At 63.3% G+C, this 15031-nt stretch carries 18 protein-coding genes; 11 read left to right on the top strand and 7 right to left on the bottom strand.

All coding sequences use genetic code 11. From position 1 onward, the window contains the following. Nucleotides 1-72 precede the first annotated feature (72 nt). The 5 genes from M1B35_RS23540 (at nt 73) to M1B35_RS23520 (ending at nt 5090) form a co-directional block, all read left to right on the top strand. On the top strand, nt 73-1722 hold the full coding sequence (locus tag M1B35_RS23540) for a phosphoethanolamine transferase (RefSeq protein WP_268263238.1): 1650 nt from the start codon (nt 73-75) through the stop codon (nt 1720-1722). Nucleotides 1723-1804: 82 nt separating this feature from the next. Then, entirely contained in the window at nt 1805-2488 is a 684-nt protein-coding gene (locus M1B35_RS23535; protein WP_268263237.1) for a class I SAM-dependent methyltransferase, read from the top strand. A gap of 123 nt (nt 2489-2611) precedes the next feature. Next, nucleotides 2612-3745, top strand: coding sequence for a ribonuclease D (gene rnd / locus M1B35_RS23530; protein WP_123336251.1), 1134 nt, complete (start codon nt 2612-2614; stop codon nt 3743-3745). After that, the gene (locus M1B35_RS23525) at nt 3742-4035 is read left to right on the top strand and encodes a YcgL domain-containing protein (RefSeq protein ID WP_123336249.1); all 294 of its coding nucleotides are present in this window, start codon (nt 3742-3744) and stop codon (nt 4033-4035) included. The genes rnd and M1B35_RS23525 overlap by 4 nt, the downstream gene beginning before the upstream one ends. Nucleotides 4036-4157: 122 nt before the next feature. Further along, on the top strand, nt 4158-5090 hold the full coding sequence (locus tag M1B35_RS23520; protein ID WP_123336247.1) for a D-2-hydroxyacid dehydrogenase: 933 nt from the start codon (nt 4158-4160) through the stop codon (nt 5088-5090). Between the two features lie 60 nt (nt 5091-5150). Here the strand turns inward: M1B35_RS23520 and M1B35_RS23515 are convergent, their stop codons facing one another. After that, the gene (locus M1B35_RS23515; RefSeq protein ID WP_268263236.1) at nt 5151-5744 is read right to left on the bottom strand and encodes a nitroreductase family protein; all 594 of its coding nucleotides are present in this window, start codon (nt 5742-5744) and stop codon (nt 5151-5153) included. 278 nt (nt 5745-6022) lie between these two features. On the opposite strand from M1B35_RS23515, the gene M1B35_RS23510 reads away from it, so the two are divergent. Beyond that, entirely contained in the window at nt 6023-6472 is a 450-nt protein-coding gene (locus M1B35_RS23510; RefSeq protein WP_123336243.1) for a YcgN family cysteine cluster protein, read from the top strand. A 33-nt stretch (nt 6473-6505) separates the two neighbouring features. Continuing rightward, nucleotides 6506-7744 carry a hypothetical protein gene (locus tag M1B35_RS23505; RefSeq protein WP_123336241.1) on the top strand — a complete coding sequence of 413 codons (1239 nt, stop codon included), beginning with the start codon at nt 6506-6508 and terminating at the stop codon, nt 7742-7744. Nucleotides 7745-7776: 32 nt separating this feature from the next. Here the strand turns inward: M1B35_RS23505 and M1B35_RS23500 are convergent, their stop codons facing one another. The 4 genes from M1B35_RS23500 to M1B35_RS23485 form a co-directional block, all read right to left on the bottom strand. Next, complete coding sequence (locus M1B35_RS23500; protein WP_123336239.1) at nt 7777-8154, bottom strand: YgaP family membrane protein; 378 nt, start codon at nt 8152-8154, stop codon at nt 7777-7779. Between the two features lie 82 nt (nt 8155-8236). Further along, a complete protein-coding gene (locus M1B35_RS23495; protein ID WP_007926908.1) occupies nt 8237-8704 on the bottom strand; it encodes an RNA methyltransferase in 468 nt (155 codons plus the stop codon). 177 nt (nt 8705-8881) lie between these two features. Then, complete coding sequence (locus M1B35_RS23490) at nt 8882-9259, bottom strand: YajD family HNH nuclease (protein ID WP_123336237.1); 378 nt, start codon at nt 9257-9259, stop codon at nt 8882-8884. A gap of 49 nt (nt 9260-9308) precedes the next feature. Further along, nucleotides 9309-9995 carry a spermidine synthase gene (locus M1B35_RS23485; RefSeq protein WP_123336235.1) on the bottom strand — a complete coding sequence of 229 codons (687 nt, stop codon included), beginning with the start codon at nt 9993-9995 and terminating at the stop codon, nt 9309-9311. A 76-nt stretch (nt 9996-10071) separates the two neighbouring features. Between M1B35_RS23485 and M1B35_RS23480 the strand changes: the two genes are divergently transcribed. Beyond that, nucleotides 10072-10377, top strand: a complete 306-nt coding sequence (locus M1B35_RS23480) for a hypothetical protein (RefSeq protein WP_268263235.1) — start codon at nt 10072-10074, stop codon at nt 10375-10377. Nucleotides 10378-10385: 8 nt separating this feature from the next. Here the strand turns inward: M1B35_RS23480 and M1B35_RS23475 are convergent, their stop codons facing one another. Together M1B35_RS23475 and M1B35_RS23470 are read right to left on the bottom strand one after the other, a co-directional pair. Beyond that, the gene (locus M1B35_RS23475; protein WP_268263270.1) at nt 10386-10859 is read right to left on the bottom strand and encodes a cyclic nucleotide-binding domain-containing protein; all 474 of its coding nucleotides are present in this window, start codon (nt 10857-10859) and stop codon (nt 10386-10388) included. A gap of 103 nt (nt 10860-10962) precedes the next feature. Beyond that, nucleotides 10963-13017 (bottom strand): S9 family peptidase, encoded by a 2055-nt coding sequence (locus tag M1B35_RS23470; protein ID WP_268263234.1) that lies wholly within the window; start codon nt 13015-13017, stop codon nt 10963-10965. A gap of 100 nt (nt 13018-13117) precedes the next feature. On the opposite strand from M1B35_RS23470, the gene M1B35_RS23465 reads away from it, so the two are divergent. The 3 genes from M1B35_RS23465 to M1B35_RS23455 are packed head-to-tail and all read left to right on the top strand — an operon-like array spanning nt 13118 to nt 14978. Next, nucleotides 13118-13615, top strand: coding sequence for an MFS transporter (locus tag M1B35_RS23465; RefSeq protein ID WP_123336229.1), 498 nt, complete (start codon nt 13118-13120; stop codon nt 13613-13615). A gap of 32 nt (nt 13616-13647) precedes the next feature. Continuing rightward, complete coding sequence (locus tag M1B35_RS23460; RefSeq protein ID WP_123336227.1) at nt 13648-14424, top strand: class II glutamine amidotransferase; 777 nt, start codon at nt 13648-13650, stop codon at nt 14422-14424. A gap of 11 nt (nt 14425-14435) precedes the next feature. Beyond that, nucleotides 14436-14978, top strand: a complete 543-nt coding sequence (locus tag M1B35_RS23455; protein WP_123336225.1) for a DUF2937 family protein — start codon at nt 14436-14438, stop codon at nt 14976-14978. The last annotated feature ends 53 nt before the right edge of the window (nt 14979-15031 follow it).

The following is a 15031-nucleotide window of genomic DNA, read 5'->3' as shown; positions in this document are numbered from 1 at the left end:
TTCGGGCTGCCATGGGCTGGATCAATCCATGATTCCCGGATGGCGTTTCTTTCCAGGATCAAGCAGACCGTCATGTTGAACATAAAACCCGTGCGCCCCGAGTGGGTCACCCTGATTGCCAGTGCCTTTTTGCTCGTCGGTTTCAACGTTGTACTCTGGCAGCACCTGTTTGACATTACCGCGTCTGACGCTGCTGGCCAGGCCATGCGCCTGGCATTTGGCTTGATGATTCTGTGTGGTTTCAACATCGTCCTGACCTTGGTGGCGTTCCGTCCCGTCCTCAAGCCGCTGCTGATCCTGTTGTTTTTCATCAGCGCCGGTGTGGCCTATTTCATGGCTCAGTACGGGGTCATGATCGATGCCGGCATGTTGCGCAACTTTGCCGAGACCAACGTCACTGAAGTCCGCGACCTGCTGTCGCTGAAGTTGCTAGTGTACGTGCTGTTGCTCGGGGCGCTGCCGTCCTGGCTGCTGTACAAGACCCCGATTCACTATCGCCGCTGGCACCGCGAAGTGCTGAGCAAGGTGCTGGTGGGGGGCACCTCGGCGCTGTTGCTCGGCGCGGTGGCACTGCTCAATTACCAGGGGCTGGCTTCGCTGTTTCGCAACCACCACGAACTGCGCTTGATGATTGTGCCGAGTAACTACATCGGCGCCTCGGTGGGCTACCTGCGGGAGCAAGTGGTGTCGGCCCACCAGCCTTTTGTGAAGATCGGCGAAGACGCGCAGAAGAATCCGACCTGGCAGAGCCACGCCCGTAAATCCCTGACTGTGCTGGTGGTGGGGGAGAGTGCCCGGGCCGAGAACTTCGGCATCCTCGGCTACGACCGCGATACCACGCCGCAATTGAGCAAGGAGAGCGGCCTGATCGCCTTCACCGATGTTCACTCCTGCGGCACCGAGACGGCGGTGTCTGTGCCTTGCATGTTCTCCAACATGGGGCGCAAGGATTACGACGCCAGCAAGGCGAAGAACCAGGAGGGCTTGCTCGATGTGCTCAAGCGTGCCGGCCTGGAAGTGGTCTGGCGTGACAATCAGTCGGGCTGCAAGGGCACCTGCGATCGGGTCACCCTCGACGATGTGAGCAACCTCAAGGATCCGTCGCTGTGCGCCAACAGCGAGTGCCGCGACGAGATTCTGCTCCAGGGCCTGCAGCACTTCATCGACACCCTGGACAAGGACACCGTGCTGGTGCTGCACCAGATGGGCAGCCACGGCCCGGAGTATTTCAAGCGCTATCCCAAGGAATACCAGCACTTCACCCCGGTCTGCGAAAGCAATGCGCTGAACAATTGCAGTCGCGAGAGCATCGTCAACGGCTACGACAACACCCTGGTCTACACCGACCATGTGCTGGCGACCCTGATCGACCTGCTGCGCAGCAACCAGGACAAGGTCGACACGGCCATGCTCTACCTGTCGGACCACGGCGAGTCCCTGGGGGAATACAACCTGTTCCTGCACGGCACGCCCTACATGCTGGCGCCCGAGCAGCAGAAGCACGTGGCGATGCTGGCGTGGTTTTCCGACAGTTACCAAAAGACCTTCTCGGTGGACACCCACTGCCTGCAGCAAAGCCGCGACCTGCCTCTGAGCCAGGACAACCTGTTCCACTCGATGCTCGGCCTGCTGGAGGTCAACAGCCAGGTCTACAAACCTGCGCTGGACCTGTTCGCCGGTTGCCGGGGCAGCCTGGTGGACGGCGTATTGGCCCGGCAATGAGTGTTTGACGCCCCATCGACCTTTTTTTCACGAACCGCCGGGTAACCTGCGCCCATCGGATTTCAACAAGAGTTCGCGAGTCATGTCATCGCAACCCCCACCGTCCATCGAGCTTGAGTTCGCCAGGCGCTATGACCTGGCCCATGCCCGGGTCTGCTTGCAACCGCACCCGGTCGGCCTGTGGCCCAGGCTGATGCTGTGGCGCCACGAGCAGTTGGTGCGCCGCGCCTTGAAACACGCCGGTGAACCGGGGTTGGTGCTCGATCTGGCCTGCGGCGCCGGGCGTTTCTGGCCAGTGCTGGGCGAGCATGGCAACCGTGTGGTACTGGCGGCGGACCACTCCCAGGACATGCTCAACCACGCCCTGACCCATCATTCGGCCAGCCTGCTCAAGCGCATCAAGACCTTTCAGAGTTCGGCGTTCGACATCGGCCTGTCGGCCAATGCCGTGGATTGCATCTTCTGCATGCAACTGTTTCAGCACCTGGCGTGCGCCGAACAACGCCTGGCTTTGTTGCGCGAGTTTCACCGGGTCAGCCGCGACGGGGTGATTGTCGCGGTGCGCATTGCCGGGCGCTGCAACGGGGTGTCTGGCCGCCTCAATGACCCGGGCAGCCCGTCATGGCCGATCCAGGGGCCGCCCCTGGCCGACAAGTGTCAGCTTGAGGCCGAGTTCAAGAGTGCCGGATTCGAAGTCGTCAACCACCAGGATTTCATTCCCGGTTGCGGCGTTTCCCGGGTCTATGTCCTGCGAAAACGGGGCTGACTGATGCGGTCAGGACTATCCTTTGGCGTTTGCAGTTAGTTTCCTACTGGCTCTTGTCGAGTGAATGCTCAGAAATCGCCGGGGGCGATATATACTGCGCGCCATTCTTCAAGGGAGAGCCGTGTGGCCATCGATATTCACTGGATTCGCGACAACGATAGCCTCGGTCAGTTTTGCGCCGAGTGGCAGCAGCTGCCATTCGTCGCCCTCGACACCGAATTCATGCGGGTCGACACCTTCTATCCCATCGCCGGCTTGCTGCAGGTAGGCGACGGTCAACGCGCTTACCTGATCGACCCCCTGACCATCGACAACTGGCAGCCCTTGGCGGCACTGCTGGAAAACCCCGCCGTGGTCAAAGTGGTGCACGCCTGCAGCGAGGACCTTGAAGTCCTGCTGCGCCTGACCGGCAGCCTGCCGGTGCCGTTGTTCGACACGCAACTGGCGGCGGCCTACCTGAACCTGGGCTTCTCCATGGGCTATTCGCGCCTGGTGCAGGAAGTCCTGGGCATTGACCTGCCCAAGGGTGAAACCCGCTCTGACTGGCTGCAGCGGCCGTTGTCCGAGACGCAAATCAGCTACGCCGCGGAAGACGCCCTGCACCTGGCGGAAGTCTTTATCCAACTGCGGCCCAAGCTCTCCGAAGACAAATACAACTGGGTGCTGGAAGACGGCGCCGAGTTGGTGGCCAACCTGCGCCGCGAAGTGGACCCCTACGAGGTCTACCGCGAGGCCAAGCTGGCCTGGAAACTGTCCCGCGCCCAACTAGCCGTGTTGCGCGAACTCTGCGCCTGGCGCGAGCGCGAAGCCCGTGCCCGCGACCTGCCGCGCAACCGTATCGTGCGCGAGCACTCGCTATGGCCCCTGGCCAAGACCCAGCCGGATAACCTCGGCGCCCTGGCGAAAATCGAAGACATGCACCCGCGCACCGTGCGCCAGGACGGCACCTTCCTGCTCGACCTGATCAAGCGCGCCGCCAGCGTCGGCCCGGATCAATGGCCACCGGCAATTGCCGAGCCGTTGCCGATCGAGGCCTCGGCGTTGCTCAAGCAGCTCAAGGCGCTGGGGCAGGCCGAAGCCGAGCGCCTGAACATTGCGCCGGAACTGATGCTGCGCAAGAAAACCCTGGAAAGCCTGCTTAAGAGCGGCTACCCAGACGGACCCTATAAATTGCCTGATTCGCTGCGTGGCTGGCGCCGCGAACTGATGGGCCAGGCCTTGCTCGACAGCCTGGCCAGCTCCGGAGAACAGCCTTGAAACGTATTTGCTCCATCTACAGAAGCCCGCGCAAAAGCGGGATGTACCTCTACGTGCTGAAAAGCGATGCCCTGGAGCGCGTACCGGAAAACCTCCTGCTGGCCTTCGGCAAACCGCAACACGCCTTCGACCTGGTGCTGAGCCCGGAGCGCAAGCTGTCCCGCGAGGACATCCACCAGGTGCTGGAGAACCTCGACCAGCAGGGCTATCACCTGCAAATGCCACCGGCCGAAGATGAGTACATCGAGCATCTGCCGGAAGAGTTGTTGCGGCGCAATGACCCGATCTGACGGGCATCCGTAGCGGCTCGCTCCTGAGCATCCCTGGCAATGGCACTGATTATCTTGGCGGCGGCCGCCGACGGAGCAGACTTCGTCGACGGCCGCTTGCACCGTTTTGAAAGGTTTGAACCATGCGCGTTCTGATTGCTGAACACGATCACGCTATTTACCAACGCCTGCTGCGCGAAGCGGCGCCGGAGCTGGAGGTGCTGACCAGCGGCGACTCCGCCGAACTGTCGCGCCTGGCCGCCGACTGCCCCGTGTGGCTGGGCCAGCCGGACCTGCTGGCGACCCTGTTGCGCCAGGGCCATCAGCCCCAGTGGCTGCAATCCACCTGGGCCGGGATCACGCCCTTGCTGGTGGACGGCCTGCCGCGTCACTACCGCCTGACCCGGGCCGTGGGAATTTTTGGCCAGGTCATGGCCGAATACGTGCTGACCTACATCCTCGGCCATGAACGCGAAGTGCTGGCGCGGCTGGTCAGCCAGGTCGAACGCAAGTGGGACAACCGCCAGGGCCAAAGCCTGGTAGGGCGCAAGGTGCTGATTGTCGGCAGCGGCGACATCGGTCAGAGCGTGGCGCAGTTCCTGCTGCCGTTCGGCGTCGAGTTGTACGGCATCGCCAGCCAGCCTCGGGAACAGGCGCCGTTTGTCGAAGTGGCGGCCCTGGAGGACCTCGGACGCCTGGTGGGCGAGGTGGATTACGTGGTCAACCTGCTGCCCAACACGCCCCAGACCCACGACCTGTACGACGCGGCGCTGTTCAAGCGGTTCAAACCCACGGGCCTGTTCATCAACGTCGGGCGCGGAGTTTCGGTGGTTGATGCGGACTTGGTGGAAGCCTTGAAGGAAGGCCATCTGGCGGGGGCGGTGATCGACGTTTGCCGGCAAGAACCCTTGCCGCAACGGCATCCGTTCTGGACTGCCTGGGGCCTGCTGCTGACGGGCCACAGCTCGGCACCGACGTCGCCCACCCTGATGGTGCAGCTGTTCCTCGACAATCTGCGGGCCTATCAGGCCAGCGAAGGGCTGCGCGGGGAAGTGGACTTCGCACGGGGTTATTGAGCCCAAGCTTGTGGGGCCTGGCGGGATGAGCGGGTTGCCCGCCCATCCTTGAACCCAGGCTTACAGGCTGAAATCGCCCTCGGCCACGGTCTCGCTCAGCGGCCGGCGCGGGCTTGGCTCTTCACGGGCTTGCAGGTACTCGGCCAGGGTCGACTTGTCCCCCAGCTTGCCCACTGCCACGGCAGCGTGCAGGGCATACCCTTCTGGAATCTTCAGCTCCTTGCGGGTCAGTTCCTGGTCGAAACCGGCCATGCCGTGGGTGTACCAGCCGCTGAGGCTGGCTTGCAGGGCCAGGTGGCCCCAGGCCGAGCCGGTGTCGAAGGTGTGCCACAGGGCCGGGCTTTCTTCAGCCGCGCCAGGGGCGGTGAAGGTGGTTTTCGAGATCACGATCACCAGGGCCGACGCGTGTTGTGCCCAGCCACGGTTGAACTCGTTGAGCAGGCCCAGGTAGCGTTCCCAGTTCGGCGTGTCACGGCGCGCGTAGAGGAAGCGCCACGGCTGCGAGTTATAGGCCGATGGGGCCCAGCGAGCGGCTTCGAAGAAACTCAGCAGGGTTTCTTCCGGGATGCTTTCGCCGGTGAAGGCGCGGGGCGACCAGCGCGCGGTGAATTGAGGGTGGATCGCGTAGTCGGCAACGCGGGAATTGGCGCTCATGAAAAGACTCCAGGCAACGTTTTCAGAAAAAAGAGGTGGAAACCGGCGAGCGCAGTTGAGCTGAGCGATGGGGTTTTCCTGACCCTGTGCAGTTCACCGGGTGCGACGCGGTTGAGCGTTAATGGCACGCGAACCAGGGTCGGTCCGATTGGCAAAACTACTGCGCGGCGCCACGGCTGGCAAGTAGGGATCTACCGACAGTCGCCAGTGCTTGGCCCCGGGGCCCCGTGGCACTAGACTGGCGGCCTTTTCACTCCGTTGATACTGATACTCGAACCATGGCCGCCAAAGTCGAACCTTTCTGGATACGCAAAACCCTCGAACAACTCGATCAGGAGGAGTGGGAGTCGTTGTGCGATGGCTGTGGCCTGTGTTGCCTGCAGAAGCTTGAGGATGAAGACGACAACACCGTCTACTACACACGCATTGCCTGCAAATTGCTGGACCTGAAAACCTGCCAGTGCAGCGACTACGCCAATCGCCGCGCCTCGGTGCCTGACTGCATCCAACTGACCCCGGGCAAGGCCGACCAATTCAAGTGGCTGCCGCCGACCTGTGGCTATCGCCTGGTCAGCGAAAGCAAGGACCTGCCGCTCTGGCACCATTTGGTCTGCGGTGACCGCGACGCGGTGCACCACGAGCGTATTTCCCAGTCCGGGCGCATGCTCGCCGAAGGCAGCGTGCCGGAAGACGATTGGGAAGATCACCTGATTTTCCGCGCCGGCTGATCTCGCCGCCGCTGGCATCACCAAGGAGTGTGTATGGCTGTGGGAGCAAGGCTGTCGCTGGCCTCGCTGCTGCTGGCGCTGAGTGCGCCGGCATGGGCGGTGAAGAAGGTCGACCTGGACTATCACGTGCGCTTTCTGCCCCAGAGCGATCAGGCCGAAGTGCGCCTGACCCTGGCCGATGGTGCCGCGGTGCGCAGCCTGGATTTCACCCTGGGCCAAACTGGCGATTACAGCGACTTCAAGGCCGATGGCCAGTGGCAGGCGACGGCGGCCAGTGCGGAGCACCCGCAGCGCGGCGTCTGGCGCCCGGCCAGCGGCCAAGCCAGCCTGAGCTACCGTGTACGCCTGAACCACAGCCTGAAGAAAGCCGGCTTCGACAGCCGCATCACCGCCAACTGGGCGTTGCTGCGGGGGGAAACCCTGGTCCCGGCCGCCCGGCTGGACCAACAGGACGGCGTGGAGTTGGTGTCGCGCCTGACCTTCGACCTGCCCGGCACCTGGAAAAGCGTCGAGACCGCTTGGCCGCGTATCGGCAAGAACCGCTTTCGCATCGACAACCCCTCACGTCTGTTCGACCGCCCCACCGGCTGGATGCTTGCCGGCGCCCTGGGCAGCCGCCGCACCCGCCTGGGCCATACCGAAGTCACCGTGGCCTCGCCCCAGGGGCAGGGCATGCGGCGTATGGATGTGTTGACCTTGCTGACCTTCGTCTGGCCCCAGGTGCAGGCGGTGTTCCCCCAGCAGCCAAACAAATTGCTGGTGGTCGGCGCCGCTGATCCTATGTGGCGCGGCAGCCGCTCCGGGCACCATTCGGTCTACCTGCACAGCCGCCTGCCACTGGTCAGCGAAAGTGGCAGCAGTGGGGTGTTGCGCGAGTTGGTGCAGGCGTTGACCCGCGTCGATGACCGCCAGCGCAGCGACTGGATCAGCGAGGGCTTGGCCGATTACTACGCCATTGAGTTGCTGCGCCGGGCTGGCGGCATCAGCGATGAGCGCTATCAGGCGCTGGAAGCGCGGCTGGCCAAGGACAGCCACAAGGTCCACAGCTTGCGGGGCGAGCAAGTGGACAGTGCCACGGTGGCCAAGGCGGTGTTGCTGCTGCAGGAGTTGGATCGGGAGATTCGCCTGAAGACCCGCAACAAGCGGTCCCTGGACGATGTCTTGCTGGGGGTGATGCGGCTGGGCAGTGTGAACACCGAAGATTTCGTCAAGCTCAGCGAGAGTGTGCTGGGAGAGGCTTCGACGGTGCTGGACAACGACTTGCTGCGTTGAGCCCGCTCTGCCAGGAGCGGGCACAGCGGTGATCAGCTACCGGCTTTGGGCGATTTGGCCGAATCATTGCTGGCGGCTTCAGCTTTGCGCCCGGCGGCTTCGGCATTGGCCTTGAGGTTCTTCAGTTCCTGCCCGGCGCGTTCGATCTTCGAGCGTACGTTGTCCATGTCCCGGCGACTTTTTTCCAGCAGGCTCTTGGCTGAGCTGTGGCCGGTGATGCCGCGGGCCAGGGCCACGCCGCCGATGGCCACCTGAATCAGGCCGAACACGCCGCCCCGGCGCAGGCCCTTGCCCATCATCACCACGCCACCGGCCAGGGAACCGATGCGTTCCCAGCCCTGGACGTTCTGCGTGGGCGGGGTCTGGAAGGGCGTGGACTCGATGATCTGTACCGTTTTGCTGTCGCTCATGTTCTGTCTCCAGAGAGGGGAAGGGCTATAAAGCTGACTGCATCAGGCGCCTGCTCGTTCCATCCGATGTGCCGGCCGTCTGTCAGAACTTGGGCCCGGAGCGGGTGTTGTTGCCCTTGGCCAGGCGGTCGTAAAGCACCACGTTGACCGTGGCGGCCAGGTTCATGCAGCCGGTGGTGGGGATGTAGACCACGTCTTCGCACCAGTCGCGGATGTCTTTGTCCAGCGAGCCGTCTTCGGGGCCGAAGATGTACAGCGCGCGATCCGGGTGGGTGTATTCCGGCAGTGAGCGGGCGCCTTCCACCAGCTCTACCGCGACCGGTACGCAGCCCAGGGGGAGGATTTTCTTCAGGTCGTCGATGCCGATCAGCGGGATGTCCTGATGGACCTTCTTGGTATCGGTGACAAAGTCCCGGGCCCGTTCATAGCGCTTGCCGGTGTAAAACACCGAGGCGACGCCGTAGCAGCCGGCGGCACGCATCACCGAACCCACGTTCTCCGGCGACTTGGGGTTATACAAACCAATGCAGCTGTACCTTTTGTTTGCCACGAGCGGGGAGCCTTCGAGAAAAAGCGCGATTATACGGGGATTGAACAGGCTGTGGCGGCCCCTTGCGCACGCCACCCCCTGTAGGAGCCGGCTCGCCGGCGAAAGGCCCTTGAGCCTTGCACCGCCCTCGGGAACGCGATCGCTGGCAAGCCAGCTCCTACGGTGGAAAAGGGAGGGTTATTCGTCGTCTTTTTTCATCAACCCGGCCAGGGCGGCGAACGGGTTGTGGGTGGCCTTGGCGATCTTCGGTGTGCTCAGGGAACCTTCGCCAAAGTACTGCTGGTCGGTGTAGCGCGAGTGCTCGTTGTCGTGGCAGTACAGGCACAGCAACTCCCAGTTGGAGCCGTCCTGGGGATTGTTGTCGTGGTTGTGGTCACGGTGGTGCACGGTCAGCTCGCTCAGGCGCTTGCCGGCGAATTCCCGGGCGCAGCGGCCGCAGACGTGGGGATACATTTTCAGGGCCTTGTCGCGGTAGCCCATCTCCCGGTCGCGTTGGGCGTCGGCGAGAATGCGGTCCAGCTTGGAGGTGTTGGACGGCGTAGTGGACGAACTCATGGGTTCACCTTTGTAGAAAGACTAATGACGGTAATGGACGAAGTTTAGCTCAGCCCTTGAGCTTCTCGGCAATCCAGATGGTGTGCCGGGTGCCCTTGTTGCCGTGGGCGAAGACTTGCACTTCCTCGGCCTTGAAGCCGGCCTTGCGCAGCTTGTCAGAGAACTGTTTGTCGGCGCTGGCCGACCACACGGCCAACACGCCCTTGGGCCGCAAAGCCTTGGCACAGGCCGCCAGGCCACCGGCGGAGTACAGCCAGCTGTTGGCTTTCTGGGTCAGGCCTTCGGGGCCGTTGTCGACGTCGAGCATGATGGCGTCGAACCCCTGGGGCTCGGCCTGCAGGACCTTGGCCACATCCTCCTGGCGGATCACCGTGCGCGGGTCCAGCAGCGGCCGGCCGGACTTTTCCCCCAAGGGACCGCGGTTCCACTCCACCACCCCCGGCACCAGCTCGGCGACCACCACTTCGGCACTCTTGCCCAGGTGCTTGAGGGCCGAGGCCAGAGTGAAGCCCATGCCCAGGCCGCCGATCAGCACCCGCGAACCAGGGCGCCCGGCCACCTTGCGGCAAGGGATCTCCGCCAGGGCGTCTTCGGAGCCGTGCATGCGCGTGTTCATCAACTGCCCGCCATCGCCGCCCTGGATCTTGATCACGAAATCCTCGCCGTATTCGAACAGGCACAGGGCACCGCCATTGTCGGGAATCGGGGTGGTGTCGAGCAGAACGAAACGTTTCATGTGGGTCTCATTGAAGAAGGCAAACCGGCCCGGTTGGGAGTAGCCTGAGGGGCAGACAATAGCGAGGGAGCCATTGATGAAGCGCACTATTCTAACGGTCATTGCCCAGGCGGCGCTCTCGCTAAGTGCGACGCTATGGATCAGTGGTGCCCTGGCCGAGGATTTGCTGAGTGTGCCGGTCACGCCGACCCCCAGCGTCGGCTCGCCGGGCACTGCGACCCCCACGCCTTACCCGCAAGTCACGCCACCGAGCACGCCCAAGGCCGGCGGCAATGGGGGCGCGCCGTTGCTGCCACCGATCGACATGCCCAAGCCCCCCAAGGACCAGACGCTGCCGGGCTTGGAGCAGAGCGAGAACAAATCCAAGACGCCGGGCGGCTGAAGCCTGCTTTAGAAATGCTGGGCCAGCAGTTGCCCGTCGGCCATGCGCAGGCGCTTGGACAGGGAAATGGCCAGGGCGCGGATGATTTTGGCGGCAATTTTCGGCGCGTCGTTGAGCATCTTTTCCAGGGAGTCCTTGCCCAGGTTGAGTAACTGGCAATCGCTGGCAGCCACGCAAGTGGCTGACCGCCGCTCGCCGTCGAGCACCGCCATCTCGCCGAAGGCCCGGCCACTGCGCAAGGTGGCGACGGTTACAGGTTGGCCGTCGCCGGTGCTTTTCTGCACGGCCACCTGGCCGGAATGGAGGATGCACATGAAGCTGCCGGCATCGCCCTCGTGAAAGATTTCCTCGCCCTCGGCGATGCTGCTGATGCTGAAGTAACCGGCGGCAGCGACAAAGTCGGCCGGCAAGAGTTGGTCGAACAGGCCGCAGTCCATCAGCCAGTCGCGGATTTCGTTATTCAGTAAGGTCGGTTCTGACATGTCGTCACGGTCTTTTTCTTGTGTCTGTTGCATCGCTGGACACCTGAGCAGGGCACCCACCGACGGCGCTCGAGATTAAGACAGGAGCGCCGGCTGGAGTTCCTCAGGCGAGGCCCAGAACCTTAAAAACAAATGCATATTCGAGGGCTACGTCACGTAATCCCTGATAACGCCCGCTCATGCCCCCGTGGCCGGCGCCCAGCTCGGTCTTGAGCAGGAGCAGGTTCTGGTCGGTCTTGGTGGCGCGCAACCGGGCCACCCACTTGGCCGCTTCCCAATACTGCACGCGACTGTCGTTGTAGCCGGCGATCACCAGAGTCGCCGGGTAGGCCTGGGCCTTGACGTTTTCATAAGGCGCATAGGCCTTGATCCGCTCATACACCTCCGGTTCTTCAGGGTTGCCCCATTCGTCGTACTCGGTGACGGTCAGTGGCAGTTCGGGGTCGAGCATGGTGTTGAGCACGTCGACAAACGGCACTTCGGCAATCGCCGCCCGGAACAGCTCCGGACGCTGGTTGAGCACCGCGCCGATCAGCAGCCCACCGGCGCTGCCGCCACTGATGGCCAATTGGCTGGAGGTGGTCAGGCCTTGGGCGATCAGGTGCTCGGCGCAGGCGATAAAGTCGCTGAAGGTGTTGTGCTTGTGTTCTTGCTTGCCAGCGCGGTACCAGGCTTCGCCCAGTTCGCCACCGCCGCGCACGTGGGCAATGGCAAAGGCCACGCCTCGGTCCAGCAAGCTCAGGCGGGCATGGGAGAACCACGGGTCGAGGCTTTCACCGTAGGCGCCATAGCCATAGAGATAGAGCGGGGTCGGCTGGCCCAGGGCGTCGCGCTTGACCACCAGGCTGATGGGCACCTGGGTGCCGTCCGGCGCGGTGGCCCAGAGGCGCTGGCTGACATAGGCGTCGGCATCGAAATCACCGAGGACCGGGGTTTCCTTGAGTACGGTCTGTTGCCCGCCGAGCAGGATCAACTGGCGCACCTGGGCCGGGCGATTGAGGGCCTCGTAGCGCAGGCGGATGCGGTCGCTGCTGAACTCCAGGCTGTTCTGCACGTGCAAGCTGTAGGCGGCGTCCGGCAGTTGCACCCGGTAGGACGGGCTGTCCTGAGGGTGCACTTCGATGATCGGCAGCCCGCCTTCGCGCAGGCTCAGGGTCATGGCCCCGGCGTTCAGGCTCACGCCGTCGAGCATCACCTGATCGTCATGGGGGATCAGTTCCAGCCACTGGTCCTGGGTCGGCACCTGGCCGGCGTCCGGGGTCTGGTACAGGGCGAAATTGATGCCGTCGCGGTTACTGCGGATAAACCAGGTCCACTGGCCGTCGAGCTGGCCGTGATCCACATCGTATTCATGGTCTTCAATCCGCGGTGCCAGGCAAATGAACGGCAAGTGCGGCTGAGCGGCATCCAGTACCCAGACTTCGCTGGTGGTCTTGCTGCCCAGGGACAGCAGCAACTGGCGTTCGGAACTGGAGCGGTAGCAGTGCAGGAAGAAGCGCCCGTCCGGTTCGTGGAACACCTCTTCGGCGGCGGTGCCGTCCAGGCGGTAGCGGAACAGTTTGTGCGGGCGATGGGTTTCGTCCAGCTCGCCAAAGAACAGGGTCAGGCTGTCGTTGGCCCAGGTCATGCTGCCGTCGCAATTCGCGAACGCCAGCTCACTGACCTTGTCGTTGGACAGCTCCTTGACGAACAGGGTGTAGATTTCCTCCCCTGTGGTGTCGAGGCTGTAGGCCAGGCGCTGATGGTCCGGGCTGATATTGAAGGCGCCCAGGGAAAAGAAACCGCCGTTGGCCAGGGCGTTGGGGTCCAGCAGCAGTTGCTCCTGGCTTTCATCCACCACCAGGCTGTCATCGGCCGGGCGCGGGCAGCGGTAATGCCGGGCGTATTCGTCGCCGGCGGTGGTGCGGGTGTAGTAGAGGTACGGGCCCCACGGCGAGGGCAGGGACAGGTCGGTCTCGAGAATCCGTCCCTTGATCTCCTGGAACAGGGTCTCGCGCAGTGCCGCCTGGTCGGCGAGCTGGGCTTCCTGATAACTGTTTTCAGCCTTCAGGTAGTCGAGCACCGCATCGCTGTCGCGCTCTTGCAGCCAGGCATACGGGTCAGCGCCTTCGGCCTTGTGGGCGAGGGGGGCACTGGTGACGTTGGCAGATAAAGGCATGAATGGCTCTCGGCGGATGACAAATGAGGGCTTGGCAGACGGCGTTGCAGCCTGACATGCGAAAAGCCGTTATCATAAGCGCCTCTTTGCCTGCCTTGCCATGGACACCATGACCGAGAACGACTATCTGATCGCCTGGGGCCTCTACGCCTTCGCCGCCTTGGGCTGCCTGTTGGTGTGGATGCGCCTGACCCGCTGGATGTGGCGCTGGTTGCGTGAGCCATTGCGTGTGTTGATGGCGGTGTTGCTGTTCAGCCCGACCATGGTCGACGCCACCAAGGACATGCTTGCCCCGGCCGTGGCCATCACCGCCCTGGACCTGCTGCTCAAGGTTGGCAACAACGCCTGGCGGGCCATTTCCGATCTGTTCATGTACGGCATGATCGCGTTTGCGGTTTACCTGTTGTTTGTGCTGATCCGCTGGCCCATCGAGCGTGCCGCCCAGCAGCGCCGCGAGCGCGCCGAGGCCGCCAAGGCAGCGGTCAAGGCCAGTGATGTGGAAGACGACCAACCCTTTGGCGGCGCCGGCGATGATCGCTACGGCCGCCCGGCGGTGCCCAGCAACCCCCAGCGTTCGCGAGTCGAACCGCGTTTGTAAGCCCGCCCCGGCATTGAAGCGAGAGTCCGAGCATGTGTGAGTTATTGGGCATGAGCGCCAATGTACCGACCGATATCGTCTTCAGCTTTACCGGGCTGATGCAGCGCGGCGGGCGTACCGGCCCGCACCGCGACGGTTGGGGCATCGCTTTTTATGAAGGCCGCGGCTTGCGGCTGTTCCAGGACCCGGCGGCCAGCTGCGAGTCCGAAGTGGCCAACCTGGTGCAGCGCTACCCGATCAAGAGCGAAGTGGTGATCGGTCATATTCGCCAGGCCAACGTCGGCAAGGTCTGCCTGTCCAATACCCACCCGTTTGTCCGCGAGCTGTGGGGGCGCAACTGGTGTTTCGCCCACAACGGCCAACTGGCGGATTTCCGGCCGGCGCAGAGCTTCTATCGCCCGGTGGGGGATACCGACAGCGAGGCGGCGTTCTGTGATCTGCTCAACCGCGTACGCGGTGCCTTCCCGGAGCCGGTGGAGGTCGAGGCGTTGCTGCCGACGCTGGTGCAAGCCTGTGCCGAATACCGCAGCCAGGGTGTGTTCAACTGCTTGCTCAGCGACGGTGACTGGCTGTTCTGCTACTGCTCGACCAAGTTGGCGCAGATCACCCGACGTGCGCCTTTCGGGCCGGCGCGCTTGAAGGATGTGGACGTGATCGTCGACTTCCAGGCCGAAACCACCCCCAACGACGTGGTTACGGTGATCGCCACCGAACCCCTGACGGAAAACGAAACCTGGACCCGCTACGAACCCGGGCAGTGGAGCCTGTGGCGGCGCGGTGAATGCATCAGCCACGGCCAGACCGAATAAGGACATCCCCTATGTTGCTCAGTTATTTGCGGTTGGTGCTGTTTGCCGCTGGCCTGTTGGTGGGCGTGCAGGTACCCGGTTTCATCAGCGACTACGCCAAGCGCGTGGAAGCCCACTTGATTGAGGCCCAGACCAGCCTGCAAGGCTTCCAGGGCACCGCCAATCAGTTTTTCAAGGGTGATATGCAGGCTTTGGTGGCTCATTACCGCGCCAGTGACGACCCGGTATTTCGCAGCGACGCCGACAGCCTGAGCAGCCTGCTCACTCGGCAATTGGCCCTGGACAAGCAATTCCAGGCGATGCAGGGCCCTTGGTACATCCGCGTGCTGCAAGTGGCGCTGGCCGCCGATCCGGATATCCGCAAGGAAACCTGGAACGGCTACAGCTACCAAATCCTCCTGACCCCCGAGGCCATGGTCTGGGGCATGAGCGGCGCCTTGCTGCTGTCTTTTGGCCTGGAATGCCTGTTCCGCCTGATCGACTGGGTCGTGCTGGGCGGCAAGCGCCTGCGCCAGAGTCGCCCCATCGAAGAGCGCGACCTTAAAGGCCTCTAAGCCGCTATACGAGCCGGCTCCCTTAGCCGCCGGCTCGCCAGCGCTCACGCCCG

This window comes from Pseudomonas morbosilactucae, from assembly GCF_023241665.1.
GTDB classification, from domain to species: Bacteria; Pseudomonadota; Gammaproteobacteria; order Pseudomonadales; family Pseudomonadaceae; genus Aquipseudomonas; species Aquipseudomonas morbosilactucae.
The sequence above is the reverse complement of the archived record's forward strand: the minus strand, read 5'-3'. Positions and strand labels throughout refer to the sequence as shown.